The organism is Nocardia uniformis NBRC 13702 (genome assembly GCF_001613345.1).
Classification (GTDB): domain Bacteria; phylum Actinomycetota; class Actinomycetes; order Mycobacteriales; family Mycobacteriaceae; genus Nocardia; species Nocardia uniformis.
This window is the reverse complement of the sequence record NZ_BDCE01000066.1, coordinates 16,880-43,580: the sequence shown is the minus strand read 5'-3', so window position 1 is coordinate 43,580 and position 26,701 is coordinate 16,880. Positions and strand designations below refer to the sequence as shown.

Annotated in this window: 25 protein-coding genes and 1 tRNA gene; 11 read left to right on the top strand and 15 right to left on the bottom strand. The window is 65.8% G+C overall.

Annotated elements, in window-relative coordinates; genetic code table 11:
- Positions 1 to 16: 16 nt before the first annotated feature.
- Positions 17 to 577 (top strand): TetR/AcrR family transcriptional regulator, encoded by a 561-nt coding sequence (locus NU1_RS24460; RefSeq protein ID WP_067524726.1) that lies wholly within the window; start codon positions 17 to 19, stop codon positions 575 to 577.
- Positions 578 to 618: 41 nt separating this feature from the next.
- Here NU1_RS24460 and NU1_RS24455 read toward each other — a convergent pair whose 3' ends face one another.
- The 5 genes from NU1_RS24455 to NU1_RS24435 form a co-directional block, all read right to left on the bottom strand.
- Positions 619 to 1,116, bottom strand: coding sequence for an SRPBCC family protein (locus NU1_RS24455; protein ID WP_067524585.1), 498 nt, complete (start codon positions 1,114 to 1,116; stop codon positions 619 to 621).
- Positions 1,117 to 1,344: 228 nt separating this feature from the next.
- Positions 1,345 to 1,647 (bottom strand): type II toxin-antitoxin system PemK/MazF family toxin, encoded by a 303-nt coding sequence (locus NU1_RS24450; protein ID WP_067524583.1) that lies wholly within the window; start codon positions 1,645 to 1,647, stop codon positions 1,345 to 1,347.
- Complete coding sequence (locus NU1_RS24445) at positions 1,644 to 1,883, bottom strand: ribbon-helix-helix domain-containing protein (RefSeq protein WP_067524581.1); 240 nt, start codon at positions 1,881 to 1,883, stop codon at positions 1,644 to 1,646. The genes NU1_RS24450 and NU1_RS24445 overlap by 4 nt, the downstream gene beginning before the upstream one ends.
- A 233-nt stretch (positions 1,884 to 2,116) precedes the next feature.
- Positions 2,117 to 2,494, bottom strand: coding sequence for a DUF742 domain-containing protein (locus NU1_RS24440; RefSeq protein WP_067524579.1), 378 nt, complete (start codon positions 2,492 to 2,494; stop codon positions 2,117 to 2,119).
- On the bottom strand, positions 2,491 to 4,431 hold the full coding sequence (locus NU1_RS24435) for a sensor histidine kinase (RefSeq protein ID WP_245720289.1): 1,941 nt from the start codon (positions 4,429 to 4,431) through the stop codon (positions 2,491 to 2,493). The genes NU1_RS24440 and NU1_RS24435 overlap by 4 nt, the downstream gene beginning before the upstream one ends.
- A 183-nt stretch (positions 4,432 to 4,614) precedes the next feature.
- Here NU1_RS24435 and NU1_RS24430 point away from each other — a divergent pair.
- Positions 4,615 to 4,678: transfer RNA gene (locus tag NU1_RS24430), tRNA-Met, on the top strand.
- A gap of 110 nt (positions 4,679 to 4,788) precedes the next feature.
- Here NU1_RS24430 and NU1_RS24425 read toward each other — a convergent pair.
- The gene (locus NU1_RS24425; RefSeq protein ID WP_157552956.1) at positions 4,789 to 5,223 is read right to left on the bottom strand and encodes a hypothetical protein; all 435 of its coding nucleotides are present in this window, start codon (positions 5,221 to 5,223) and stop codon (positions 4,789 to 4,791) included.
- A 711-nt stretch (positions 5,224 to 5,934) separates the two neighbouring features.
- Positions 5,935 to 6,153, bottom strand: coding sequence for a hypothetical protein (locus tag NU1_RS24415; protein WP_067524573.1), 219 nt, complete (start codon positions 6,151 to 6,153; stop codon positions 5,935 to 5,937).
- A gap of 515 nt (positions 6,154 to 6,668) precedes the next feature.
- Between NU1_RS24415 and NU1_RS24410 the strand changes: the two genes are divergently transcribed.
- The 3 genes from NU1_RS24410 (at position 6,669) to NU1_RS24400 (ending at position 9,681) form a co-directional block, all read left to right on the top strand.
- Positions 6,669 to 7,454 (top strand): sigma 54 modulation/S30EA ribosomal C-terminal domain-containing protein, encoded by a 786-nt coding sequence (locus NU1_RS24410; protein WP_067524571.1) that lies wholly within the window; start codon positions 6,669 to 6,671, stop codon positions 7,452 to 7,454.
- Positions 7,455 to 7,840: 386 nt separating this feature from the next.
- On the top strand, positions 7,841 to 9,487 hold the full coding sequence (ctaD, locus tag NU1_RS24405) for an aa3-type cytochrome oxidase subunit I (RefSeq protein ID WP_249384604.1): 1,647 nt from the start codon (positions 7,841 to 7,843) through the stop codon (positions 9,485 to 9,487).
- On the top strand, positions 9,484 to 9,681 hold the full coding sequence (locus NU1_RS24400) for a hypothetical protein (RefSeq protein ID WP_157552953.1): 198 nt from the start codon (positions 9,484 to 9,486) through the stop codon (positions 9,679 to 9,681). The genes ctaD and NU1_RS24400 overlap by 4 nt, the downstream gene beginning before the upstream one ends.
- A gap of 150 nt (positions 9,682 to 9,831) precedes the next feature.
- Here NU1_RS24400 and NU1_RS24395 read toward each other — a convergent pair whose 3' ends face one another.
- Positions 9,832 to 11,340 (bottom strand): flavin-containing monooxygenase, encoded by a 1,509-nt coding sequence (locus NU1_RS24395; RefSeq protein ID WP_067524564.1) that lies wholly within the window; start codon positions 11,338 to 11,340, stop codon positions 9,832 to 9,834.
- 134 nt (positions 11,341 to 11,474) lie between these two features.
- Here NU1_RS24395 and NU1_RS24390 point away from each other — a divergent pair, with 134 nt between their 5' ends.
- Positions 11,475 to 12,485, top strand: a complete 1,011-nt coding sequence (locus NU1_RS24390; protein WP_067524561.1) for an AurF N-oxygenase family protein — start codon at positions 11,475 to 11,477, stop codon at positions 12,483 to 12,485.
- 136 nt (positions 12,486 to 12,621) lie between these two features.
- Complete coding sequence (locus NU1_RS24385; protein ID WP_157552950.1) at positions 12,622 to 13,827, top strand: 3-ketosteroid-9-alpha-monooxygenase, oxygenase component; 1,206 nt, start codon at positions 12,622 to 12,624, stop codon at positions 13,825 to 13,827.
- Between the two features lie 13 nt (positions 13,828 to 13,840).
- On the opposite strand, the gene NU1_RS24380 is transcribed toward NU1_RS24385, so the two are convergent.
- The 4 genes from NU1_RS24380 to NU1_RS24365 are packed head-to-tail and all read right to left on the bottom strand — an operon-like array spanning position 13,841 to position 18,448.
- Positions 13,841 to 15,373: a flavin-containing monooxygenase gene (locus NU1_RS24380; protein WP_067524559.1), complete on the bottom strand. Its 1,533-nt coding sequence runs from the start codon at positions 15,371 to 15,373 to the stop codon at positions 13,841 to 13,843.
- 5 nt (positions 15,374 to 15,378) lie between these two features.
- Positions 15,379 to 16,281 (bottom strand): alpha/beta fold hydrolase, encoded by a 903-nt coding sequence (locus NU1_RS24375; RefSeq protein WP_067524557.1) that lies wholly within the window; start codon positions 16,279 to 16,281, stop codon positions 15,379 to 15,381.
- Positions 16,278 to 17,078, bottom strand: coding sequence for an SDR family NAD(P)-dependent oxidoreductase (locus NU1_RS24370; protein ID WP_067524554.1), 801 nt, complete (start codon positions 17,076 to 17,078; stop codon positions 16,278 to 16,280). The genes NU1_RS24375 and NU1_RS24370 overlap by 4 nt, the downstream gene beginning before the upstream one ends.
- Positions 17,075 to 18,448, bottom strand: coding sequence for a cytochrome P450 (locus NU1_RS24365; protein ID WP_157552984.1), 1,374 nt, complete (start codon positions 18,446 to 18,448; stop codon positions 17,075 to 17,077). The genes NU1_RS24370 and NU1_RS24365 overlap by 4 nt, the downstream gene beginning before the upstream one ends.
- A 185-nt stretch (positions 18,449 to 18,633) precedes the next feature.
- Here NU1_RS24365 and NU1_RS24360 point away from each other — a divergent pair, with 185 nt between their 5' ends.
- The gene (locus NU1_RS24360) at positions 18,634 to 19,263 is read left to right on the top strand and encodes a TetR/AcrR family transcriptional regulator (RefSeq protein ID WP_245720287.1); all 630 of its coding nucleotides are present in this window, start codon (positions 18,634 to 18,636) and stop codon (positions 19,261 to 19,263) included.
- A gap of 81 nt (positions 19,264 to 19,344) precedes the next feature.
- Positions 19,345 to 19,908, top strand: a complete 564-nt coding sequence (gene mug, locus NU1_RS24355; RefSeq protein WP_067524550.1) for a G/U mismatch-specific DNA glycosylase — start codon at positions 19,345 to 19,347, stop codon at positions 19,906 to 19,908.
- Between the two features lie 35 nt (positions 19,909 to 19,943).
- Here the strand turns inward: mug and NU1_RS24350 are convergent, their stop codons facing one another.
- The 3 genes from NU1_RS24350 to NU1_RS24340 are packed head-to-tail and all read right to left on the bottom strand — an operon-like array spanning position 19,944 to position 24,083.
- Positions 19,944 to 21,671 carry a glycerol-3-phosphate dehydrogenase/oxidase gene (locus tag NU1_RS24350; protein WP_067524547.1) on the bottom strand — a complete coding sequence of 576 codons (1,728 nt, stop codon included), beginning with the start codon at positions 21,669 to 21,671 and terminating at the stop codon, positions 19,944 to 19,946.
- 45 nt (positions 21,672 to 21,716) lie between these two features.
- Entirely contained in the window at positions 21,717 to 23,231 is a 1,515-nt protein-coding gene (gene glpK / locus NU1_RS24345; RefSeq protein WP_067524544.1) for a glycerol kinase GlpK, read from the bottom strand.
- Positions 23,232 to 23,279: 48 nt separating this feature from the next.
- The gene (locus NU1_RS24340; RefSeq protein ID WP_443093783.1) at positions 23,280 to 24,083 is read right to left on the bottom strand and encodes an MIP/aquaporin family protein; all 804 of its coding nucleotides are present in this window, start codon (positions 24,081 to 24,083) and stop codon (positions 23,280 to 23,282) included.
- A gap of 272 nt (positions 24,084 to 24,355) precedes the next feature.
- Between NU1_RS24340 and NU1_RS24335 the strand changes: the two genes are divergently transcribed.
- Complete coding sequence (locus NU1_RS24335) at positions 24,356 to 25,120, top strand: IclR family transcriptional regulator (protein ID WP_067524542.1); 765 nt, start codon at positions 24,356 to 24,358, stop codon at positions 25,118 to 25,120.
- Between the two features lie 53 nt (positions 25,121 to 25,173).
- Positions 25,174 to 26,682 carry a glycerol kinase GlpK gene (gene glpK / locus NU1_RS24330; RefSeq protein ID WP_067524539.1) on the top strand — a complete coding sequence of 503 codons (1,509 nt, stop codon included), beginning with the start codon at positions 25,174 to 25,176 and terminating at the stop codon, positions 26,680 to 26,682.
- Positions 26,683 to 26,701: the final 19 nt, after the last annotated feature.

The window sequence follows — 26,701 nt, the reverse complement described above, 5'->3', positions numbered from 1 at the left end:
GGAGGAGCCGCATTCGATGACCAAACCCACCCGGGACCGCATGATCGCCGCCGCCGTGGACAGCCTGCGCCGGAACGGTTTGGCGGGTACGTCGTTCACCGAGGTCCTCGCCCACAGCGGTGCCGCGCGCGGGGCGATCTATCACCATTTTCCGAGCGGGAAGACCGAGTTGGTGGCCGAAGCGACCAGAATGCACGGGCAGGAGGTCGCACAGCGGCTGACGGAATTGTCGGGAGCCGATCCGCTCGCGGTAGTGCGGGCCTTCCTGGACTTCGCGCGGCCCGTGATCGAGGACTCGGCGCACGGCAGCGGCTGCGCGATCGCGGCCGTCACCGTTCCCGCGGGCATGGACGGTAATGAGCTGTGCGGTATCGCCGCAACGACTTTCGCCGCATGGACGGATCGACTCGCGGCCGCGCTCACCGGCGCTGGAATGAGGCACGAAGGCGCAGTCGATCTCGCTTACCTGTTGGTCAGCCTGCTCGAGGGCGCGCAGGTTCTGTGCCGGGCGGAGGGCGGTACCGCCCCGTTCGACCGTGCCGCTCGCGCGGCTCTGATGGCGGTGGCGACCGCCTGACGGGCCCTAGTTCAGATCGTGAGCCGCCGGCTCAGGTCAGCTCAGGGTGCTTGCTCGCCGAGGGTGGCGCGAGCCGCGTCGAGGACCACCGGGTCGGCACAGCCTGCGGCGAAGCCCGCGATGCGGCGGCGGATGTCATAGCCCAGGACCCGGATACCGATGCGGTCGGCGATCGGCCGCAGCCAGGCCGGGCGGCAGCGAAAGTTGTATCGCCAGGTGGCCAGCGTGTGGCCGGGTTCCCCGGCGGGGACGAAGCGCCAGCCGCCGGCCAGCATCTCGAAGAACCAGGGTCCCTCGATCATCTTCATGCCCGCGTTGGTGGGCGGCTGATAGGACACGTACTCGCTGATCATGGTGAAGCCGTGTCGGGACCTGGTGAACGTGCGTACGCCCTTGCCGGGCCTGGTGACGCCATCGGTGAAGTGCTGTTCGCGGATGAACGGATCCCAGCGGTAGCGGACCTCGCCGGTCGTCTGCGACACCGCGAACGCCAGTTCCGGCGGGACCGCGACAGTGACGACTGCTTCCACGACGGGCATGCGCCCATCCTCTCATCGAGCCACCGGGCGAGGTTGTGGCGGCCGATCAGGGCTACGCCGATCCAGAACGCCCGATTGAGACTGAGCCACGCAGCGCCAGATCCGGGGGGCGTGCGTATAGCCCTGGGCGGGTATGCCGTTGCCGCAGTCGATCACGTCGAAATGGCGGGAAACAGCGGAATCACGGTGCCATTTTGCGTCCGGTCTCGGCTCGATGAGGTAGGTGGTCTACTTCAGTTCGAATGCCGCGTGAACGGCGTCGGACAGGTGCTGCTCCTGTCCGGGGTGTAGAAAGCCGACGCGGCGGCCGAGCGCGGCGGCGGGGATGGTGGTGATCTTGTCGAGCAGCGCCACGCAGTCGTGATCCAGCCCGTTGCTGGAGTCGAGCCGAACCTCGGTCGGTATGTCGCGGATGGTGCTGGTGATCGGGGCGACGGTGACCGTCTTCAGGACCGGGCGGGCGATCTCACGAGTCAGTACCAATACGGGCCGGGGCTTGGTGCCCAGCTCGGCAATGTGAATCGGTCTCAATCCTCACTCCACACGGATTCGCTTGCGGCGGACAGGAATTCGTCCAGGTTGTCGCCCTCGCCGTCGGGGATGGCGGTGTATCCGGCGACGATGGCTTCCCCGATAGCGCGTTCGCGGTAGTGCTCGAGGGCGGCGGCGACCAGAGCGGCACGGCTGGGGCAATGTTGGGCCGCTACCTCCGCATCCACGAAATCGACTAGTTCATCAGGCAGTCGGATGGTGATCTGTTTGCTCATACCAGATAGCATACCAATTCTGGTATGTAGTCGGGATTCATAACCATGGCTTACCTGGTGCTGGTGCTGGTGCCGGCGTGTGTGGCACAGCGAAGACGGCCATGGTTCGGCCGATCGGCGCGTCCGATGTCGCCTGCTGCTGTCGCCGTTCGTATCCCAGCGAGTGGCCAGTGTGGAGGTGGCCAGGGAAACTCCTGCGGAAGTTCTCTCCGGGGCCACCTCCGAACAGGATCTCACAGTCGTTGGATGCCTTTCAGGACCGCACGCAGGACGTTCAGGTCGTCGGGGGCGTTCGCCTCGTCGCTGCTGACGGGGGCGCGGAAGTCGAGGACGCCGTCACCGATGAGATCGCCGACCAGGATTTTGGCCGCGGTGATCGGCAGGTGCAGACGGGCGGCGATTTCGGCCACCGAGAGCGGCGAGCGAGCCAATTCCACGATGGCCGCGTACTCGGGCTCGTGGCGGCGCAGCCGGCCGAAGCTCGAGGTCACCACGCGGGTGACCATATCCACATCGGTGCGGCGCGTTCCGGCGCGGCCACGCGTCACCGCGTAGAGCCGCACCACGGGCCCGGCGTCCTCGTCGTACCACGACTCTTCGGAATCGTTCATGAGTACTCCGGTTGCGCCGGAATCCGGCTCTGCTGTACGGGATCGGCCATACCCAGCTCCGCGGCGGCGGTGGTGAGTGCGGTCGGGATCAGGACGATGGCTTTCACGCCGCCGTAGTCGGATTCCGTGAGCCGTACCGTAATACCGTGGCGCGCCGCCAGTTTCGCGACCACGAACAGGCCGAGGCGGATATCACCGGACAGGGTGGCGACGCTGAAATCCGGTGGATGCGACAGCAACTCGTTGCGCGCGGCCCTGTCCTCGTCCGTCATGCCGAGGCCCTGGTCGGAGATCTCGATGGCGATCCCCTTGCCGACCGTACCGCCGGTGATCTCGACCGGCGACTCCGGCGGGGAGAACGCGCTGGCATTGTCGGCCAGTTCGGCCAGCAGGTGGATGATATCGGTGACGGCGGGTCCGACGATCTGCGTCTCCGGCAGCTTCCGGACGTGAATTCTGGTGTAGTCCAGCGATTCCGCGGCCGCGCCGCGAACCACATCGACCAGCGGCACCGGATTGCGCCACTTTCGTCCCGGCTGTTCACCGCCGAGCACGATGAGGTTCTCGGCATTGCGCCGGGCTCGGGTCGCCAAATGGTCGAGCTGGAACAGCAGTTTCAGCCGATCCGGTTCCGGTTCTTCCCGCTCGGCCTTGTCGAGCAGGGCCAGCTGGCGGTGCACCACGCCCTGGGACCGGTGCGCGATTTTCACGAACACCGTGTTCACGCCCGCGCGGGTTTTGGCCTCCGCCACCGCCGCCGCCACCGCGGCCTGGTGCGCGCGGTTGAAAGCGTCGGCGACATGGCCGATTTCGTCGGCTCCGAAATCCAGTCGGTCGTCGTCCTGATCGAAATCCTCGCCGGCCGAGAGTCGGCGGATCGTGTCCGGCAACCGTTCATCGGCCAGTTTCAGCGTGTCACGGCGTAGTCGGCGCAGGCGGCCGATGAACCTGTTGGCCAGCGTCAGGGCGCCGAGGAAGGCCAGGAGCGCGAGCGAGAGGACACCCGCCCCGGCGAGGAGCGAGTTCCGGTTGAGTCGATTGCCCTGCTCGGTCGCCGCGAAATGCGCGTCGACGCTTTGGTTCTCCCACAGGTTCAACAGATCGTGGCGGACTTTCCCCGCAACCTGCTGCCATTGGGTCAATGTCATCGGCAGCGTTTCGACGGATTTGCTGGAGGTTCGACCGCCGCTTTCGGTGTCGGGGACCGGGCCGCGCTGGATTATCGCGTCCTCCATGCCGCGCAGCTGCTGCCATTCCGAGCTGGCGGTGATCGCCTTCCATTGGTCGAGTCGCGCCCCCTGTAGCACCGACCCGACGTAGGCGACCTCACCTCGGCCGTCGCCGATGTACCCGGCCAGTTCCACCAGCAGCTCCGGTGACAGCTGTCCGGTGAGCATCACCAGTGACCCTAAACCGCTTGTCTGCGAAATGGATTCGGCAGCCCGGAGTGCGTGCACCGACTTGTACAGCTCCACCGCGATATGGGGATCGGGTGCGACGTCCGCCGAGATCAGCCAGCCGTTGATGATGGCCGCGACCGCCATGCTGTACGCGGTGAATGCCTCTGCGGCCGGGATCGCGCGGGCATCGATCGCTGCCCGCAACGCCGGCACCTTCTGGCCGACACCGACCCGGAAGAAGCCCTCCTTCAGATCCGGCCGCAACTGCGACAGCGCATTGGCCTGCGCCACCACCGCCGCGTACCCCGCATCGGATTGCTGGCGCGCCGCGGGCAATGCGAACCCGGCCGAGTCGTCGCCCGCCAGGAACAATAGCGAAAGCCTGCGCTCCTCCTGGAACGCCTCGATCATCATGATCGACGGCCCGGAGGTGCCGCGCGCCAGCTCAGCGAACCGATTCGCCTCTCGACCGCTCTGCACCAGATAGGCGGATCCGCCTATCCCGATCGCGAGCAACGCGATACTGGGAATGAGCACAATGACCAGCACCCTGGTCCGAACACTGAGGGTCTGACGCCATCGTCCTGAGGTCGTGCGAAGGAATTTGCTGCCGATCACCGAGTTCTCGCCTAATCACAGGTCTGACATTCTCTGCCAGTGGATTACGCAAAGCTAGTCACTGAAACGTCACCCTCGCAACACTTTCGCGATTTATCTGCCGGGGAGTTGCTCGGCAGCTCGCTGGGCTCATAACCCAGAGGTCGCAGGTTCAACCCTGTCCCCGCTACTACCAAGAGTGGCCCCGGAACCATTGGTTCCGGGGTGACTTTCATCGGGTTGGCAGCCGCTTTGCGGCGCCGCGACCGCCGCGATCCGGCCGGTAGTGATGACGAGTCAGCCGAAGCTGCCGGTCGGCGGGGTGTTGGGGTTGGTCGGAAGTTCGACGACGTACACATCGGTGATCGAGCTGTGGTCGGACCCTCCGGTCGACGGGGGCACGAACGCGCATGCGCCGCGCACCCGCATTGTGCCGGCGGGGAGCTGCCCGTTGCCCAGTGACGTCTGGATCATCAGGCCGTCGGGAGTGGCGAAGGATGTCGGATTGTCGCCACCGAAGATCTCACCGTTCTCTTCGTTGTATATCCAGCACACACCCGTGTCGTTCGGATTGTGGAACTTCACGGACACGGTTCCGGTTACCGCGAAGATGTCCTCGATCACCGGTGGGGCGAGCGGTGGTGTCGCGGTCGCGGTCGTGCCCGAGATGAAACTCAGTGCGGTGGCCGAGCCGATGGTGGCTGCAATGAGAGGAAGACGTCGGATAGTCATAATCAAGATCATTAACAGCCGATCGATCTCAATGCAAGACATCGATTCTTCGGTCAGGCAAGAGAATCGGAGGATCCAGCCACACGATCGCACCGAAACCCGCACCGCCCAGCCAACATTCGACGACGCGGCAATCTATCGCCTCTCCCTTCACCCGACCGGTTCGGTCCCGCCGGCATCTGGCCGCAGCCGCCATGGTCGCGGCGACAACCCGCACCCCGGCCTGGTGTAGGCGGCTTTCGAGGTCGTCGACGGTCCGGACATGAGGGTTCGCGCATGCCCCGTGACGTCCTCGGTTGGCCAGTTCGTCCAACGCTTCGGCTGTCATGACCGGGGCTTTCCGGGCGATCAGTCCAGATCCTCTGGCCGCGGACTGTCACTAGTGCGGCGTTTGCGCTATACGTTGACCCACCAGTTCGGCGTCGCGAAGCCGTGCTCGATCAGGCGTTGACCAACGGGCTCACCGTGCTGGTCGCGCCTACGTGGCCGGGCGAGGAAATGACGACCGGCCGCGGTGGCAAGCCGACGGCTTCACGGCCGCCCGGCTGTGCAGGCTCCTGCCGACTATCGCGCGATGTGCAGGGTTGCAGGGTTTGGTCAGGGGTGCGGATAGATGCCCGGTTGTGTCAGACCTTCGATCGTTTCAGGGATGCCGCCACCGACCCGGCCGAAGGAAAATCGAAGTAGGTGCGTGAATAGGTGCGTTGCAGATCAATGGAGTGCGCGGGGTCGACGCTTCCCACGATCGACTGCGTTGGCCGCGGGCAGTAACCCATTGGCGGTGAACTGCGGCAGAATCAGCCCGACGTCATTGAAGGACATGTGCTCGGTTCCCGACAGGCGCAGCGGAATCTTCACTCCGGAGCCGTTGGGCCACAATGGTTCCCAGTTCTCACGATTCAACCATCGCGGGTTGTCGTTACCGAGCATGAGCAGCGGCCGGTTCCCCGCTACCGACGAGGGCGGTCCTGACCTACTTCCCGAACCTCGAACTGATCGCACCCGACCCGGCGTCGGCGACTTCGAGGTCGTCGGCGGTCCGGACATGACGGTTCACGCATGCCCGTGATGTCCTCGGTTGGCCAGTTCGTCCAATGCTTCGGCTGCCATGACTGGGGCTTTCCGGGCGATCAGTCCGAATCGTCTGGCCGCGGACTGCGCGGGACAAGTATCGGGTCCGGCTGCCCGCCATCGTGTTGATCGCACTGTGCGTCGACCTGTCGCTGTCCAACCCCGTTATCGATCGGGTACAACCCAGCGATCCCTGGCTCGGCAGGGATGGAACCCGGGTAGCACCTGGAGACCGGTGTGATGGGCGATCGGGACAAGTGTCCACGGACAGGGGGACTTTGGACCCTATGGCGCCGTTCCGGCGGCGCGGGATGCTCTTGGTCCGAGGCGGGGTGATTCGTGTCGCGTCGAGTTCTGTGAAGTGAGGTCGAGCGGTGTTGCGCGTGTCCGAGGCGTGGTCGTCCACGGCGTTTCCCGGCATTGTCGTATTCGCCGGAGGCCGGGTGCCGAAGCTCGAGGGTGAGCGGATCTCCGGTGCGGTGGGCCGACTGCTGGCGCGGTTCGATGTCACCGGCGGTGTCCGAGTCCGAATCACCGGTCCCAACTGCGGTTTCGGGCCCATGCTCGTTCAGGTCAATCTGCGGGTGGCGCGGACACCGGTCCGCATCCAAACGCTCATCTACGGGCCCGGCGAAGCGCTCCCGGTGGTCCTGCGCTTGGAACGGCAGCTCCTGGCGCTGCGGGAAACGTGGCGGCAGCGGTCGTGGCCGGATCCGACGCGGCTGGCGTTGGATGCTCCCGGCGCGGGACGGATCACCCGTCGCAAAGCGATCGCCCTGCGCGCCGACGAACCGCTGACGGCCGCTGCGGCAATGGATGCCATGGACTACGACACGCACCTGTTCACCGACTCCGAAACCGGTGAAGACGCCATCGTCTACCGCGCCGGACCCTCCGGCCTGCGACTGGCCCGCCAACATCACGTCCGGCCACCGCGCGCTTCGGCCGCCGCATCGCAGCCCGGGGCCTTGGTCACGAATCCGCGTCCCGCGCCCGCGCTGACCGAAACCTGTGCGGTGGAGCGAATCTGCGACGGCGGGCTGCCATTCCTCTTCTACACCGACGCCGACACCGGCCGCGGGCACCTGCTGTACCGCCGCTACGACGCCGACCTCGGGCTGATCGCCCCTGATAACGACACCGTCGAGCCGCTGCCGTAATCGACCCCACGTTCGGTGCGAGTCCGACGGACTGTGGCACTGCGCCGAGTTCGCTCCTCGTCCACCGCATCCGCGGTCGTCAGCGTTGTTGGCTGTGAGGTTGTCCGTCAGGGCTTCATACCTTGGGCGAGAGGACCAAGGTCATCAGTCGTCCGGCCACAAGTCACCGGTCGGTTCGCGGGGGTGTTCACATGGGGGCGTTCGTAAATACCGTCTGTTTGCCCGTGCTCAATTCGTCGGGCGCCAAGGGGAATTCGGTAAGTCCGGGGGACGGATTGCGAGGAGGAAATCGGGTGACTGCGGTATCACCGAAGTCAGCGGCGGACGTGCGGGCCGTGCGGCCGTATCCGGCGCGGCGCGCGCCGAAGGGCTCGTTCGCCTACAAGATGGTCACCACCACCGACCCGAAGGTGCTCGGGCAGATGTATCTGGTGACGTCGATGTCGTTCTTCCTCATCGCGGGTTTGATGGCGCTGCTGATGCGTGGCGAACTGGCACATCCGGGCATGCAGTTCCTGTCGCCGGAACAGTTCAACCAGCTGTTCACCATGCACGGCACGATCATGTTGCTGTTCTACGCGACCGCGATCATCTTCGGCTTCGCGAATATCCTGCTGCCCTTGCAGATCGGCGCACCCGATGTTGCCTTTCCGCGTTTGAACGCACTCAGCTACTGGCTGTACCTGTTCGGCGCGACGCTGGCGACCGCGGGCTTCGTCACGCCGGGCGGTGCGGCGGATTTCGGGTGGACGGCGTATGTGCCGTTGAGCGACATGATCCACTCGCCCGGAGTGGGTGCGGATATGTGGATTCTGGGTGTGGGCGTCTCGGGTCTGGGGACCATCCTGGGCGCGGTCAATATGCTCACCACCGTGGTCTGCCTGCGCTGCCCGGGCATGACCATGTTCCGGCTGCCCATCTTCACCTGGAATGTGGTGGTCGCGAGTTTTCTTGTCCTGCTGGTGTTTCCGCTGTTGACCGCTGCCGCATTGGCGCTGTACTACGACCGGCATCTCGGTGGGCACATCTACGACCCGGCCTCCGGTGGCACCATGCTGTTCCAGCACCTGTTCTGGTTCTTCGGTCACCCCGAGGTGTATGTGATCGCGCTGCCGTTCTTCGGCATCGTCTCCGAGATCCTGCCGGTATTCAGCCGTAAACCGTTGTTCGGCTACACCGGCATGGTCTACGCGACCCTGGGCATCGCGGCGCTGTCCATCGCGGTGTGGGCGCACCACATGTACGCCACCGGAGCCGTTCTGCTGCCGTACTTCTCGTTCATGACCTTCCTCATCGCCGTGCCGACGGGAGTGAAGTTCTTCAACTGGATCGGCACCATGTGGCGAGGTCAGCTGACCTTCGAGACACCGATGCTGTTCTCCCTCGGCTTCCTGGTGAGCTTTCTCTTCGGCGGTCTGACCGGTGTCATTCTGGCCTCGCCGCCGCTGGACTTCCATTTGTCCGACACGTATTTCGTGGTGGCGCATTTCCACTACACCCTGTTCGGTACGGTGGTGTTCGCGACCTTCGCCGGAATCTACTTCTGGTTCCCGAAGATGACCGGTCGCATGATGGACGAGCGCCTCGGTAAGTGGCACTTCTGGACCACGTTCCTCGGTTTCCACCTGACGTTTCTGGCTCAGCATTGGCTCGGCAATCAGGGTATGCCGCGCCGGTACGCCGACTATCTACCCGACGACGGCTTCACCCTGCTGAACCAGATATCGACCATCGGGGCCTTCGTCCTGGGCGCATCGATGCTGCCGTTCCTGTGGAACGTCTTCAAGTCCTACCGTTACGGCGAGGTCGTGACCGTGGACGACCCGTGGGGTTACGGCAACTCCCTGGAGTGGGCGACCTCCTGCCCGCCGCCCCGACACAACTTCTATGAGCTGCCGCGGATTCGTTCGGAGCGTCCGGCATTCGAGCTGCACTACCCGCACATGATCGACCGCATGCGCGCCGAGGCCCACGTGGGGTTCGGCTCGAAGTCGCATGCGGTCGAGGAACGGCAACCGGCGGAGGTCAAATGAGCATGGGCACAAAGGAATCGACATTCCGGATACCTCAGGCCCCGATCGGCCTCGGCGTCCTACTGCTCGCCGTGCTGCTCATCGCCGGTGTCATCCTGCTCGACCGCGCCGCCGGTATCGGCGTGGCCGACTCGAACAGCGGACCCGGATCCACGACGTCGAGCCCGTCGGCAGTCGTCGACGCGTGGCGGTAACGCGTGCGCGAGCCGCGGATTCCATGGCCGCGAGCACCATCGAACGATCCGGCACAGTGCGGACGTCGTCACCGGACACACATACTTCGAGTCTCACGATGGCTGCACTCGCCGGATACGGTCATCCCTCCCGCCCCGCAGGGCATTTGGTCACCGGACGGCGCGTTGGCGCACCGAACGCTGCTGTGGCGCGGTGCTCTTCGCGCCGTCGAAGGTGAGGATGCCGTCCTCCAGTGGTGCTTCGCGCAGCAGGGTGCGGTCGCGGAAGTAGTTGTTGACGACCTGCCACGGACCGCGGGTGCCCTGTCTGGGCATTACCGCGTCACCTCGTCGAATGTAGCCGGAGGACAGCACATCACCCATGAGCGATTGCTCGCCGCGGTCACCGTCGTCGGCTACCGCCACCACCTTCGTGAAGCCGCACGCTCTCATATGGTTGAGGATCCGGCAGAAGTACTCGGCGGCCAGGTCGGCTTTCAGCGTCCAGGAAGCGTTCGTGTAACCGAGCACCACCATCGCATTCGGGACACCGTCGATCAAAGTGCCCTTGTAGAGCACCTTTTCGCGTGTCGTTACAGGTGCACCGTCCACTGTCAGGGTCACGCCGCCGAGCATCTGCACGGTCAGGCCGGTCGCGCTGATCACGATGTCGGCGGGCAGTTCCCGGCCGGACGTGAGCCGGATACCGGTCTCGGTGAAGGTCTCGATGCGGTTGGTGACAATGGTTGCCCTACCGCTGCGGAGCGCCTTGAACAGGTCGCCGTCGGGTACGACGCACAGCCGCTGATCCCATGGGTTGTAGTCGGGGGTGAAGTCGCGGATGTCGATATCCCCGCCGATCTGCCGTCGGACCGCGGCGAGTAACAGTCCGCGGACGAGGCCGGGATGCTTGCGCGACAGCTGGTAGACGGCGCGCTGCAAGGCGATATTGCGGGCGCGACTCGCTCGATACGCCAGTGCGGCAGGTAGTTTCGCCAGTTTCATGACGACCGCGACCGGATCGTCGGCGGGCAGCGACGCGATATAGGTGGGGGAGCGCTGCAACATGGTGATGTGCGCGGTGTCCTCGCTCATCGCCGGAATCAAGGTGATGGCTGTCGCGCCGCTGCCGATCACGACCACGTGTTTGCCTCGGTAATCGAGATCTTCGGGCCAGTGCTGCGGATGCACTATGCGACCGCGAAAGTTGCTCTCGCCGGGGAATTCCGGCCGGTAACCGTGGTCGTAGTCGTAGTAACCGGTGCAGCCGACCAGGAAGTCGCTGGTGTAGGTCTCGGTCATACCGCTCTGCTCGTCGACCACCTCGACGGTCCAGATGCCTTCCGCGCTGGACCAGTTCGCCGCCGTCACCTTGCGGCCGAAGCGGATATGTGGCGTCACACCGTATTCGGTGGCGGTGTCCTCGATGTACTGGCGGATGTGCGGGCCGTCGGCGAGTACCTTGGTGCCGGTCCACGGCCGGAACTCGTAGCCGAAGGTGCACACGTCCGAATCGGAGCGGATGCCGGGATAGCGGAACAGGTCCCAGGTGCCGCCGATCGCGGTGCGGCGTTCCAGGACGAGGTAGCTGCGCCCGGTCTGCGCGCGGGTGAGATGGCAGGCCATCCCGATCCCGGACAGCCCCGCGCCGATAATCAGTACGTCGACATGCCGCGTCATTGAGGTCTCATTTCGTCTGGTCTTGCCGGGTGCTCTCGTCCCGCTGGCTATTCGGACGGTATCTGTGAACGAGAGTTACGTATAGTGACCAAAGGCCCTATTCCGGTGCCGGTGTCCAGACGGACGCTGTGACGATGACGAACACAGCCACCACGTCCGATGACCCAGTTGTCGCCGAAGCGCGGGAGTACGCGCGCACACTGCTGCTGCTGTCCGAGGGATCGGTGAACAAGCACTTCGACCCGTTCGTCGATATCGATTGGGACAACCCGGATTTCGATGTCGATGCCGACCCGAAGCGGTGGATCCTGCCGGTATCGGCGGACCCGCTCGGTCGCCACCCGTGGTATCTGGCGCTGTCCGACGAAGACAAGATCGCCATCGGCAAGTACCGCCAGGCCAATATCGCCAAGGTGGGTCTGCAGTTCGAATCGATTCTGATCAGCGGCATGCAGCAGCACGTCTTCGGGCTGCCGAACGGTTCGCCCGAGTTCCGTTACTGCTCCCACGAAATGATCGAGGAGCACTACCACACCCTGATGTTCCAGGAGATGGTCAACCGGATCGGCGTCGACGTGCCGGGGATGGGTCAGCTGGTGCGTCAGCTGCGACACCTCGGCGTGCCGGTCGCCGTGCTGTTCCCGAGCCTGTTCTTCATGGCGGTGCTGGCCGGCGAGGAACCGATCGACCACATTCAGAAGGCGGTCCTGCGTTCCGGCGAAGACGTGCACCCGATTATGCGGGGCGTCATGGCCATCCACATCGCGGAGGAGGCGCGACACATCTCCTTCGCGCACGAATTCCTCCGGCACCATGTGCCGCAGCGGAACTCGGCGAGCCGAATGGTGCTGTCGATCGCCATGCCGATTGTCATGTGGATCCTCGGCCGATCCATCGCGACACCGCCCAAGGCATTCTTCGAGGAATTCGATATCCCGGCCGGGGTTCGCGAGGAGCTGTACTACGGCTCGAAGGAAGCCCGGCAGGTCTTCAGCGACTACTTCATCGATGTGCGGGCTCTGGCCAAGGACCTCGGCCTCCTCAACTCGATCTCCAAGCGCGTTTGGAAACTACTCGGTATCGACGGCCCGACCAGCCGGTACCGCTCGGAGCCGATTCGCGTGAACCCCGACCTGGATCGGTAAGTCGAGCCGGATGGTAGTCCGCGGATCGACGCACGCGACCGGCAGCTCGAGGGTAGGGTCTTTCGGCCATTGTGCCGATGTGACCACCTGCCCGAAACTGACGCATAACTAGAACGTGTTACAAAGGAGGGCAGTGGTGATTGCAACCCCGCAGGGGCGTGGCAGGAAGGTCCGCGAGATCGACGTGGGAACCGCGCCGACCCGTTACGCCCGAGGCTGGCACTGCCTGGGCCTGGCGCAGGGCTTCCGGGACGGCAAACCGCACTCGGTCAACGCCTTCGGCACCAAGCTGGTCGTCTGGGCCGACGGCCACGGCGATCTGCAGGTACTCGACGCCTACTGCCGCCACCTCGGCGGCGACCTGTCCATGGGCGAGGTCAAGGGCGACTCCGTCGCCTGCCCATTCCACGATTGGCGCTGGAGCGGCGACGGCACCTGCACCGACATCCCCTACGCGCGGCGCGTCTCGCCGCTGGCCCGTACCCGCACGTGGACGACACTGGAGCGCAACGGTCAGCTATTCGTCTGGCATGACCATGAGGGCAACCCGCCGCCGGCCGGTATCACCATCCCGTACATCGGGGGTCCGTACAGCGATGCCGATGGAAAGGACGCCGAGGCCCACCACGGCGGCTGGACTCCGTGGACCTGGCAGTCGATCCTCATCGAGGGCTCCAACTGCCGCGAGATCATCGACAATATCGTGGATATGGCGCACTTCTTCTATATCCACTACGCCTTCCCGACGTACTTCAAGAATGTCTTCGAGGGCCATGTCGCGACCCAGTACCTGGAGACCAAGGGCCGTCCCGATATCGGCATGGCCACCAAGTACGGCGGCGACACGCTGTTGAGATCGGAGGCGTCCTACTTCGGTCCGTCGTACATGATCAACCCGCTGACCAACATCTACAGCGGCTTCGAGGTCCGAAGCGTCCTGGTCAATTGCCACTACCCGGTCACGCAGGACTCCTTCGTGCTGCAGTGGGGCATCACCCTGGAGAAGCCCCGCGGCCTTGCGGACCGGGCCGCCAGTCAGCTGGCCGCCAAGATGACCGAGGGCATCAGCGTCGGCTTCCTGCAGGATGTCGAGATCTGGAAACACAAATCGAAGATCGAGAATCCGCTGCTCTGCGAGGAGGACGGGCCGGTGTACCAGCTGCGCCGCTGGTACGACCAGTTCTACGTCGACGTCGCCGATATCGACCCGAAGTCGGTGCGGCGCTTCGAATTCGAGGTCGACACCGCCAAAGCCAACGAGGCATGGGAAGCCGAGGTCGCCGAGAACCTGCGCACACGGCGCGCACAGCACCCCGACTCCGGGGTGGTCAACGCCGGATAGAACGCACCGACGGTCAATCGGTAATCGCCGCCCGGACGGAGCGAGACTGGGACGCCCGCCCGAAATCGTAGTCGCGCAGGTTGAATCGTCGACTGCGCCAGGCGGTTTCGAGGGTGCTCGCCGCGCGCAGTGGGACATCGCCGTGTTTGTCGAAGTAGTAGCTGTTGGCGTGGGCGCAGCTGGGTTGCCAGAAGATCTGGTTCTTGCGGCGGGTGAGCATTTCGGTGAAGTAGCGCGTGTTGGCGGCGTCGGTCACCTCGATCCGTTCGGCGCCCAGGTGACGGGCGTGGTCGAGGCAGCGCAGGATGTGCCGGGTCTGGGCTTCGATGAGGGCGAAGTAGGAGGATCCGTTGTAGCCGTAGGGGCCGAAGATGGCGAAGTGGTTGGGGAATCCGGGAACGCTGACCCCCTCGTAGGACTGCAGCCTGTGCTCGTCCCACCACTTCTCGAGATTGCGGCCGTCGCTGCCGGTGAGGTCGTAGGTGGGCATATTGCCCGAGTCCATGACCTTGAATCCGGTTGCCAGGATCAAGATGTCGAGCTCGTGCGCGGTTCCCGTGACGGTGTGGATCGCGTCGGCCGTGACGTGGTCGATCGGGTCGGTCTCGAGGTGGACGTTGGGTCGGTTGAAGGTCGCCAGGTAGCGGTTGTGAAAGCTGGGGCGTTTGCAGCCGAGACCGTATCGGGGAGTGAGCTTTTCGCGTATGTCCGGGTCGTGCACCTGGGCGCGCAGGTAGGCGGTGGCGATCCGTTCGCCGATCCGGCCCGCGGGCAGGACTCGGCCGTAGTGGGCGGCGATCGGGAAGGTCACTTCCACGAACGCCTGACTGGCCAACCGAGCCGCCGACCCCACCGGCGGGAGATGCTCGAGCGCCCAGGTGGCTGGTTTCGTGAGCCGCACATCAAGTTTCGGCAGACACCAGATCGGCGTGCGCTGGAACACCGTCAACCGCTTCGCCTCGGCGGCGATCTCCGGTATGACCTGCACCGCGGAAGCGCCGGTGCCGACGATCCCCACCTTCTTTCCGCGCAACTCGATCCGGTGATCCCAGCGCGCGGTGTGCATGGCGATGCCCGCGAAATCCTCGAGTCCCGCGATGTCCGGCAGTTTCGGGCGAGTCAGCACCCCGGCGGCGTTCACGACGAAACGCGCGGTGATCGACCCGCCCGATCCTGTGGTCAGTATCCATCGATTGCGGGTCTCGTCGTACTCGGCCGCGACGATCGAGGTACTCAGGCGTAGATGGGGACGGATGCCGTACTTGTCGACGCAGTGCTCGGCGTACTGCTTCAGCTCGCGGCCCGGGGCGTAGGTGCGCGACCAGGTGGGCCGCTGGGCAAAGGAGTACTGGTAGCTGAAGGAGGGAATATCCACGGCCACACCGGGATAGGTGTTCCAGTGCCAGGTGCCGCCGACACCGTCGGCGTCGTCGACGATCAGCAGATCGGTGTATCCGGCGGCCTTGGCTTTGATGGCGAATCCGATACCGGAGAATCCGGCACCGATCACGACGATCTCGTGATCGGTGGACAGGGTGTCGGTCATGGCTGTCATCCTTCGAGTGCGGTCGTGCGGCCGTGGGCCGTGTCGGCGATGAGAGTCGTTATGCGGACGGCGATATCGGCCGGGCGCTCGAGTTGGGTGCAGTGCCCCGCGTCGGGGTAGATCACGACATCGACATCGACATCCGCACGCCGGATGTCCAGTACTGTCTTTGCTCCGGTCGGGGGACAGATCCAGTCGTGGCGGCCCCAGATCAGGGTGACCGGGACGGCGAATCGGGCCGGGTCCACGACAGCGGGGTCGATCAGCTCGGTAATGGTGCGAAGGCCCAGTGCCAGCACCCGTTTCACGTCGCCGGTGTGAATATGTGAGGCGTAGTGGTCTTTTGTCGCGGGGGTCAGCCTGCCTCGTGCTACGGCCAGGGAGAACAGCGCGGCCCACACCGCCGGCAGCAGCGGTCCGAAGCTGGTGACCGAGGGCACGGGGGCCCGCGACAGCAGAGCCAGCAGGGGTGTCGCTCGGCTCAGGGTGCGCAGCCATTGGGGCGTGTGCAGCCCGGCAGGACCGATGGCCACCACTGCGCGAATGCCGGGCCGTGGATCCTGGCTGGCACGCAGGGCCACCAGTCCGCCAACGGAATTGCCGACCAGGACCACTCCGTCGCCACTGTCGAAATAGTCGATCGCCGCCGCAGCGAACGAGTCGTATCCGCCGAGCACGGTGTCGCTGATTGGCCGGTCGGCGGCACCGAAATGTGGCAGATCCACCGCGGCCGCGCGCAGGCCGCGGTCGGCCAGCTCGCGGAGCAGCGGGCGCCAGGTGTCCGCGGAATCGGTGAACCCGTGCAGCAGCACCACCGTGGGGCTGCGGCCGGGTGCGCGGAGGCAGCGTGTCCGGACGCCGCCGAGGACCACCGTCTCGCGGTCGTATCGGCTTTGCGTGACAGTCATATCCGTGCCGCCAGGTCCACGATCGGGCCCGGAGTCAGCCGCAGCAGGTGGTGGGCCAGCCGAACCTCGGCGCCGACCGGAACGAACGAGCGATCATGTGCGGCAGCGCGGACGACGGCCTTCGCCACCGTGTCGGGGGAGTGACTGTGGTCGAAAGCCCGTGCGAACCAGTCCCGTTCGTTCAGGGCGTTGCCTCGTAGCCGGGTGCGGTCCAGGATTCCGGTATTGATCACACCCGGGCAGACGACACTCACCCCGACCCCGCGCGGGCGCAGGTCGGCGCGCAGGCATCGGGAGAACATGATCACCGCGGCCTTGGACGCGCAGTAGGTGGCCATGCGACGGTTCGGGAGGTAACCCGCTCCCGAGGCGATGTTGACCAGCTGCCCCCGGCCGCGTTCGGCCATCGCGGCGCCGAAGATGTGACACCCGTGGATCACACCGTCGAGATTCACCGACCGCAGCCAGGTCCAGTCGTCGAGGCTGGTGTCCAGAAACGGCCCGCCCACACCGACTCCGGCGTTATTGACAACGATGTCGATCTCGCCGATGTCCTCCGACACCGATTTCGCCAGCTCGGCAACCGCTTCCGCGTCGCCGACGTCGCAGCGGCGGGCGTGTGCGGGTACGCCCTGCGCGCCGCAGTCCCGTGCGGTGGCGCGTGCGGCGTCCTCGTCGATGTCGACGGCCACGACGGTGGCGCCCGAGCGGGCGTAGCGCCGGGCGGTCGCCGCGCCGATGCCGTGGCCCGCGCCGGTGATCAGCACCAGCGCATCGCGGGGTTCGATGCCGTTCACCGTTGGATCTCCCTGCGGCGGGCGATCATTCGCAGCCCGTCGCGCGGGCGCAGAGTCAGCGTTGCCTCGGGTTCGACCGGGTGACCGGGTACCAGGTCGAAGACGTACTTCTGGCTCAACATGGCGGTGATCAGCACCGACTCCATCAGGGCGAAACTGGAGCCGATGCAGATGCGTTTGCCGCCGCCGAAAGGCAGATACGCCGATCGCGGTCGGCCCTTTCCCGCGCCGGGCAGGAACCGGGAGGGATCGAACTCCTCGGGGTCGGTCCACCACCGTGGGTCGTGGTGGATGTGGTGGGTCGGCATGATCACGGTGGTGCCGCGCCGGATCCGGTGTCGGCCGATCACATCGTCCTCGACGGCCACCCGCGGGATCACCCAGGCGGGCGAGAAGTAGCGCATCGCCTCCTGGAAACATGCTGTGGTCCAAGGCAATCGGGAGACGTCGGCCACCGTTGGCCGGCGTCCGTCGAGTACGGTGTCGACCTCGTCGAGCAGCCGGGCCCGAGCCTGCGGATTCAGTGCGAGCAGGTACCACATCCACGACAGTGCGTTGGCGGTGGTTTCGTGCCCGGCCAGCATGAAGGTCAGCGCCTCGTCACGGACACGTCGCAATGGCAGTGAACCCTGCTCATCGGATGCGGTGAGCAGATGATTGAGCAGATCCGGGCTGTCGGTGCGGTGTACGTCGCGCTCACGCACCAGTGTCCACACCTCGTCATCCAGCAGCCGGACGATCCGCTGAATCTTGCGGAACGGCGGCGGCAGCGGAACCGGAGTGAATGCCACTCGAGCCGTGGCCCGCCACGCCCATGTGGGTGGTGCGGCGACCACGAACACCCGCTCGAGCCGTTCGGCGAAACGCAAACCACCGGTCACCAGATCCGACATCTTCAGCGCGATCGGCCCGAACTGTTCCCCGAACAACGCGTTTCCCACCACGTTCAGCGTCATCTGGACCATCTCGCCAACCATGTCGATCTCGATGCGGCCGGTCTCGGCCTCGAGAGAATCAATCCGCGCCTGAATCGGCTCGATCATCAAGTCGAGCAGGCTGTTGAGGTGACGGCGGGCGAACATCGGGTTGAGCAGCGTGCGATGCCGCTGCCAGGAATCGTCCTCATCGGTGAACAGGCTGACACCGAGAATCGCGCGCAACATCTCGTACTCGAACGATTTCCGATACTTCAGCCGCCCGGCGTGCAGGACGTGATCGACGTAGTCGGGGTGGTTCAGTGCGACGAATCGTCGGGTCCCCGCCCGGAAGCGCAGGATATCGGCGTCCTTCAGCCGTCCGATCAACCCGGCACGGTGATCCAGTCCGATGGTCAGCGCCTCGTAGGTGGCCACCCACATCGGGGTTCGCATGAAGCTTGGCGGTGCCGTGTCATCCGCGTGCTCGTCGATGACTTGCGCATGTGTGACCATGCTGACCCTCCTCGGGGCGATACAGCTCTGTACCGAAAACACTCAGAAACTGGTGACGCCCGTCCCAATTGTCTGCGCGTGTCACCAGTTTGTGTGTGGCCCACTCGCTTGTCAAGATGGGAGCCGTGACCACAGCACGAACCTGGGGAGGGCGCAGCGCAGACCAACGGCGCACCGAACGCCGCGAGCGCGTCATCGAGGCCGCCCTGGAAATCTGGCGCGAGTCCGGCTGGACCGGGGTCACCATCCGAGCGGTCTGTGCCCGCACCGGCCTCAACGACCGCTACTTCTACGAAGCCTTCGCTGACCGCGACGAACTTCTCGTCGCCGCATGGGAGCAAGTTCGCGACGACATGCTCGCCGCGCTCGGCGGCGTTTTCGCCGACTACTCCAGCCGTCCCTTGCCCGGGCTCATCGAACAAGCGGCATCGACTGTGCTGCAACGCATTTCCAATGATCCCGGCTTCGGTCGGATACTGCTGCTGCACCACGCGGGCAGCCCCGCCCTGGAAGCCTGCCGAGGCGAAGCGCTACAGCTCACCGCGAACCTCGTCGTAGGCGCCGCACAGACCTACGTCCGGCCCGACGCCGACCTGCTGGCCCTTCGCATCGACGCCATCGCCTCCGTCGGCGGTTTCGTCGAGCTGATCAACGCCTGGCAATCCGGACTCCTCGACTGCAGCGCCGACCAGATCGTGCAGCGCATAGTCCACCTGGTCTCGGTCCTGGGACCGCTCTATCTCGAGAACAGTTAGGCCCGCTTCGCGTTCATTCGCGCGGCGACTGTCGCCGAGCCCGGCGGCAGGTGGTCGGCAGAGCCCCGGCAGACTGAGGGAATGGGTTCTGGTTCGTCAGCGCGGCCGTCGCCCGCGGATCTGGCCGCGGCGCAGGACCAGACGATTCCCGATGTGATCGGGCCCGGCTTGCGTGTGCTCTTCTGCGGAATCAATCCGGGCCTGTGGTCGGGGGCGACCGGATATCACTTCGCTCGTCCGGGAAATCGGTTCTGGCCGGCATTGCATCGGTCCGGTTTCACGCCGCGCCTACTGCGGCCCGACGAACAGCACGAACTGCTCGGGCTGGGGTTGGGGATCACGAACGTGGCCGCACGCACGACCGCCAAAGCCGAGCAACTGACCGCCGACGAACTGCGCGCAGGTGGACGTGCCCTGGTTGATCGGGTCGAGCGGTATCAGCCCCGAGTACTGGCTGTGCTGGGAATCGGTGCCTACCGCACGGCCTTCGGTCGTCCGCGCACCACAGTCGGCCCGCAACCCGAGGGGATCGGTGCTACCGCGTTATGGGTGCTGCCCAACCCCAGCGGGCTCAATGCCCATTACACACTCGACGCCCTCGCCTCGGAATTCCGTGCGCTGCGCGAGGTGGTCGAACCCGGCTGACCTCCTTCCGCGCGAATCCGCGCAGCGCCGAAGGACTAGCCGTTTTCAATGGTCAGCGGGTTGTAAACCGGGGTCGGTGCTGGTTCCTCGGCGGCCAGTCGGGCGGCATTGGCCGCGTGGTCGTCGGCGGCCTGCTGAGCGGCGCGTTCGGCCTTGACCCGCTGCGTGTAGTGGACGACCTCGGCCTGCTCGCGCTCGGCGTCCCAGCCGAGGTGCGGTGCCACCAGACGCGCGACCTCCGCCGCCGCCGCGAGTCCGCGGTCGGGCTGATCGATGGAGATCCTGGTTCGGCGAATCAGTATGTCCGCCAGTCGTAGCGCCCCCTCGTGGGTGACCGCGTAGACCGCCTCGGCTCGCAGGTAGTCGGGTGCTCCGGCGAGCGGCTCGGACAGGTCCGGGCGCTCGGCAATGAGGTGGAACAGTTCGCTCACCAGGGAGCCGTAGCGGTGTAGCAGGTGCTCGACAGTCGCCGGGCGGAGTCTCGTGCGGTCCGCGATACTGCCGCGCTCGAGCCACATTTCGTGATAGCCCAGCGCTCCGAGGAGCGGGATGTGTTCGGTCAGTGATTTCGGGGCGGCGCGGCCGAAGCCGCGGACCGCGGCATCGACCACGTCGGCGGCCATCACCCGGTAGGTGGTGTACTTGCCGCCCGCGATGACGAACAGTCCGGGCGCGGGCTCGGCGACCGCGTGTTCCCTTGACAGCTGGGCGGTTTCGGCGGATTCACCGGCCAGTAGGGGGCGCAGGCCAGCGTAGACGCCCTCGATATCGGCGGCGGTCAGCGGGTCGGTGAGCATCGCGTTGACGCGTGCGAGCAGATAGTCGACGTCGGCCCGGCTCACCGCCGGATGGACGCGGTCGAGGGCCCAGTCGGTGTCGGTGGTGCCGATGATCCAGTGCCGATCCCACGGAATGACGAACAGGACGCTCTTCTCGGTGCGCATGATCAGCCCGCTCCCGAGATCGAGCCGGGCGCGCGGGACGAGTAGATGTACGCCCTTGGACATGCGGACGGTGAACGGCGCTGGCACACCGGCGATTTCGTGTGTCTCGTCGGTCCACACCCCGGTCGCGCCAATCACCCGCCGAGCCGCCACGGTGATCTCGGTGCCGGTCTCCGCGTCGCGCACCACCGCCCCGACCACCCGCTCCCCGGCCCGGACCAGTTCGGTGACGCGCGCTCCGGTGAGCACCGTGGCGCCGTACTGGGCGGCGGTGCGGGCCAGCGTCATGGTGTGGCGCGCGTCATCGACCTGCGCCTCGTAGAACTGGATGCCTCCGACCAGTGCCTGCGGGTCCAGTCCGCGCGCCGCACGCAAGACACCGGCGCGGGACAGATGGCGATGCGCAGGCAACTGCTTGGTCCGACCGATCAGGTCGTAGAGCAGCACCCCGGCCCCGGCGTACCCGCGTTCCCAGACCCGGTGCCGCAGCGGGAAGAGCAGCGGCACCGGGCGCACCAGGTGCGGAGCGAGCCTGTTCAACAGCAGTCTTCGTTCCTTGAGGGCTTCGAACACCAACTTGAAGTCGAACTGCTCCAAATAGCGCAGGCCACCGTGTATCAATTTGCTGGACCGGCCGGATGTGCCCGCACCCCAGTCCCGCGCCTCTACCAGGGCGACCGACAATCCGCGCGCCGCGGCATCGAGCGCGGCGCCCGCCCCGACCACACCGCCGCCGATGACCAGCACATCGAACTCATCGGAGGCGAGCCTCCGCAGCGCGGTCCTGCGGTAGTCCGGGCCGAGACGTGGGGCGGGCATTCGGAGTTCTCCTCGATAGCCGGGGCGGGTTCGCCGAGCAGAAGGTCAGTCCTCGTTCTCGACCCAGTCGAAGGTCTTGGTGACGGCCTTCTTCCAGTTGCGGAACTCGCGTTCCCGGCGGGCCTCGTCCAGGTTCGGCTGCCACCGCTTGTCCTCGGCCCAGTTCGTCCGGATGGCGTCCTCCCCGGCCCAGTATCCGACGGCGAGACCGGCGGCGTAGGCCGCGCCGAGCGCGGTGGTCTCCGCGACGACCGGACGAATGACCTCGACCCCGAGGATGTCGGCCTGGAATTGCATGAGCAATTCGTTGACGACCATCCCGCCGTCCACCTTGAGTGAGGTGAGCGCGACCCCGGAGTCGGCATTCATCGCCTCGATGACCTCGCGGGTCTGGAAGGCGGTGGCCTCGAGGACAGCCCGCGCGAGATGGCCCTTGTTCACGAAGCGAGTCAGCCCGACAATCGCGCCGCGCGCATCGGAGCGCCAATAGGGTGCGAACAATCCCGAGAAGGCGGGCACGAAATAGGCACCGCCATTGTCGTCGACGGAACGCGCGTGCTCCTCGATCTCGGCCGCCGAACCGATCATGCCGAGGTTGTCGCGCAGCCACTGCACCAGCGACCCGGTCACCGCGATGGCGCCCTCCAGGGCGTAGACCGGTTTGGCGTCGCCGAGCTTGTAGCAGACGGTGGTCAGCAGGCCATTGCTGGAGAGCACCTTGTCGGTTCCGGTATTGAGCAGCACGAAATTGCCTGTGCCGTAGGTGTTCTTGGCTTCACCCGGCGTCAGGCAGGCCTGGCCGAAGGTAGCGGCCTGCTGGTCGCCGAGGATACCGGCAATGGGCACGCCGGCCAGCGCGCCGCGGGCGCGCACCGAGCCGTAAACCTCTGAGGACGAATAGATTTCGGGCAGCATGGACATCGGCACACCCATCTCCGCCGCGATCTCGGCATCCCATTTCAGCGTGTCCAGGTCCATCAGCAGCGTGCGCGACGCGTTGGTCGGATCGGTGCCGTGCACGCCGCCGTCGGTGCCGCCGGTCATATTCCACAGGATCCAGCTGTCCATGGTCCCGAAGGCCAGCTCGCCCGCTTCCGCGCGTTCCCGGACGCCCTCGACATTGTCGAGGATCCACTTGATCTTCGGCCCGGAGAAGTACGTCGCCAGGGGCAATCCCGTCCGCTCCCGGTAGCGCTGCTGTCCGCCGCCCAGTCGGCCCAGCTCCTCGGCGATCCGGTCGGTCCGGGTGTCCTGCCACACGATCGCGTTGTAGACCGGCTCCCCGGTGGCGCGATCCCAGACCACGGTGGTCTCGCGCTGATTGGTAATGCCGACCGCGGCGATATCGGCGGCGGTGAGATCACCTTTGGCCAGGGCTCCCGCGACTACCGCGCGGGTGTTCTCCCAGATCTCGACCGGGTCGTGCTCCACCCATCCCGCGCGCGGGAAGATCTGGTTGTGTTCGCGCTGGTCGACCGCGATGACCGTGCCCGCGTGGTCGAAGATCATGGCGCGGGTCGAGGTGGTGCCCTGGTCGATCGCTGCGACGTATCGTGACATGGGGGTTTTCTCCTTCGGCGAAACTGGTTGCTGCTGAGGGTGATTCGATCAGAAGATGAGCTGCGAGACGAGACCGGCCAGCACGCCGCCGATTATCGGGCCGACCACCGGGACCCAGGCGTAGGCCCAGTCACTGGATCCGGCCTTGGGCTCGCGGGTTGGTTCGGCGGCGGCACCCAGGCTCGCGGAGTGCGCGGGGACAGGTTCGGCGGCGGTGTGCCGCAGCGGCAGTATCGCGTGCGCGATGCGCGGGCCGAGGTCACGTGCCGGGTTGATGGCGTAGCCGGTCGGGCCGCCGAGCGAGGCGCCGATGCCCACAACCAGCAGCGCGACCGCGAGCGGGCCGAGCCCGGAGGGCGTCTTCGCGAACGAGAGCACCACCAGCACCAGGACGAAGGTGGCGATCGCCTCGGTGGCCAGATTCCAGCCGTAGTTGCGGATGGCCGGACCGGTCGCGAAGACAGCCAGTTTCTTGCCCTCGTCCGGTTCGGCGTCGAAATGCTTCTTGTACGCCACAAACGTCAGGCAGGCGCCCAGGAACGCGCCGAATAGCTCGGCTGCCAGATAGACCACGGTCGAGCCGAACGAGACGGCGACGCCCGGGGCGTACTCATCGGCTCCGCTGCTCAGGATTCCCAGGGTCACCGCGGGATTGAGGTGTGCGCCGGATTTGAAGGCGAGGTAGACGCCCGCCATCACGCCGAATCCCCACCCGATATTGATCAGCAGCCAGCCGCCGTCGAGACCCTTGGACTTCACCAGCAGGACATTGGCCACCACTCCGGCGCCGAGCAGTATCAGCACTCCCGTGCCGAATACCTCGCTGACGAAAACCTCTGTGAGACCCACGATTTCTCCAATCGTCCGTGGGGTGGTCCCGGGCCGGATCGCCGGGACCTCTGAAAGTGCGCCGAACACTACGGTGATATTGCACACACTCAACCGGTCCCGTTCGACAATGCCGAACGCGCAGCCGGGAGCCGCACGCCACGGGCCTGCCCCGTCGAGCTGTGGTCTAGATCACATTGGAGAACGTGCAGGTCAAATGGCGATACCGGCATAACGGTCACGGCCCTTCGGCGTTCGACATTGTCGGACCCGCTCGGTGAAATACGTTGACCGCTATGCCAGGCCCGGTGCAGTCGATCGAGCGTGCGGGCGCGATCATCCAGTTACTCGCCCGCGGTTACGGCGGTCTGGGTATCGGCGATATCGCGAACTCGCTCGATCTCGCCAAGGGCACCGTGCACGGAATCGTGCGGACGCTGCAGGCCATCGGCTTCGTCGAACAGGACCACAGCGGCGGCAAATACCGGATCGGCCCGGCACTGCGGCAGTTGGGCACCGGCTACCTCGACGCCAACGAACTCCGTTCCCGGGCGATCAACTGGGCCGACGCCCTGGCCGCGCGCAGCGGCGAGGCCGTTCGGATCGGCACGGCGCAGCAAGACAGTGTGCTCGTGGTACACCACGTATTCCGACCGGACGATACCCCGCAGACCCTGGATGTCGGTGCGCTACTGCCGCTGCACGCCTGCGCTCTCGGCAAGGTCCTGCTCGCCTACGACAGTGACCTGACGGCACGCATCCGCGCCGGGAAACTGGAGTCACTCACCCGCCGGACCATGATCCGCCCGGAGTTGCTCAGCAGATCGCTGACCGAGGTCAGGGATAATGGGTGGGCCGGCGAGTACGGCGAACTGGTGCCCGGCGAGGCGAGTATCGCCGCCCCGATCCGCTCGCACGGCGGCCTCACGGTCGGTGCGATCGGCATCTCCGGACCCGCCGAACGGCTCTTCCCGACCGGAATACACGCGAACCCGACGCTGCTGGATTACGTGCGCGACGCCGCCCGCGCGGTGTCACGAGATCTGGTCGAAGACAGGTAATCCCGGGGTGTACCGGCCGCCCCGATCCGCTCTACCGCAGAAAGGCGCGCCCGATGACGCAGCGCTACGTGATGGCCATCGATCAGGGGACGACCTCGACCCGCTGCATTGTGTTCGACTCCGCCGGTCGGTTGGTCTCGGTGGCGCAGCGCGAACATCAGCACTACTTTCCCAAACCCGGCTGGGCCGAACAGGATGCGATGGAGATCTGGCGCAATGTCGATCGCATCATTCCCCGCGCGCTGCGTGACGGGAGCATCGCCCAGGAACAGATCGTCGCGCTCGGCATTACCAACCAGCGCGAGACCAGCGTCGTATGGGACCGCCACACCGGAAATCCGGTGGGCAAGGCCATTGTGTGGCAGGACGTCCGCACCGCGGATCTGGTTCGTACGCTGGGTGATCGGCCCGACGCCCACCGCGTGCTCGAATTGAGCGGACTGCCGCTCGGTACCTACTTCTCCGCGCCCAAGGTGCGTTGGCTGCTCGACTCCATCCCCGGCTTGCGGGCCCGCGCCGAACGCGGCGATGTCCTGTTCGGCACCATGGAGACCTGGCTGATCTGGAATCTGACCGGTGGTGTCGACGGCGGCATGCACCTCACCGATGTCACCAATGCCAGCCGGACGCTGCTGATGAACCTCGAGACCCTCGAATGGGACCGGGAGCTGTTGTCCTTCTTCGACATTTCCCCGGCGATGCTCCCGCGGATCCGCTCCTCCAGCGAAATCTACGGCGTCACTCGCCGAGTGGTGCCCGGCATCACCATCGCCGCCGCGCTCGGCGATCAACAGGCCGCGCTGTTCGGGCAGACCTGTTTCTCCCGCGGTGACACCAAATGCACCTATGGCACCGGCGGTTTCCTGCTCATGAATACCGGTCGTTCCCCCGTCCGGTCGACGCACGGATTGCTCACCACCGTCGGCTACCGCATCGGTGACGCACCGGCGATGTACGCGCTGGAAGGATCCATCGCCGTCACCGGCTCACTGGTGCAGTGGTTCCGCGACGGTCTCGGATTGATTTCCAGCGCACCGGAAATCGAGACTCTCGCCCGCACCGTCGACGACAATGGCGGCTGCTACATCGTGCCTGCCTTCTCCGGCCTGTTCGCGCCGCACTGGCGTAGCGAGGCCCGCGGCATCATTGTCGGACTCACCTCCTACGTCACCAAGGGACACCTGGCCCGGGCCGTACTCGAGGCCACCGCGTGGCAGACCCGCGAGGTCGTCGACGCCATGAACGCCGACTCCGGGCTGCGGGCCACCGCGCTCAAGGTGGACGGCGGCATGACCACCGACCATCTGCTCATGCAGTTCGTCGCCGATGTCCTCGACGTTCCGGTCAAGCGCCCCATGATCATCGAGACCGTCTCCCTCGGTGCCGCCTACGCCGCCGGACTGGCCGTCGGCTACTGGGCCGACCTCGAGGTCCTCCGTCGCAACTGGCACCGCGCGGCCGAATGGCAGCCGCAACCGGATTCCGAACGGGTGAAGGCCGAATACGGCAACTGGAAGCGCGCGGTCGAACTCACCTTCGGATGGTCCCAGCCCCGAGGGTAGACGGGATTCGCCCGACGCT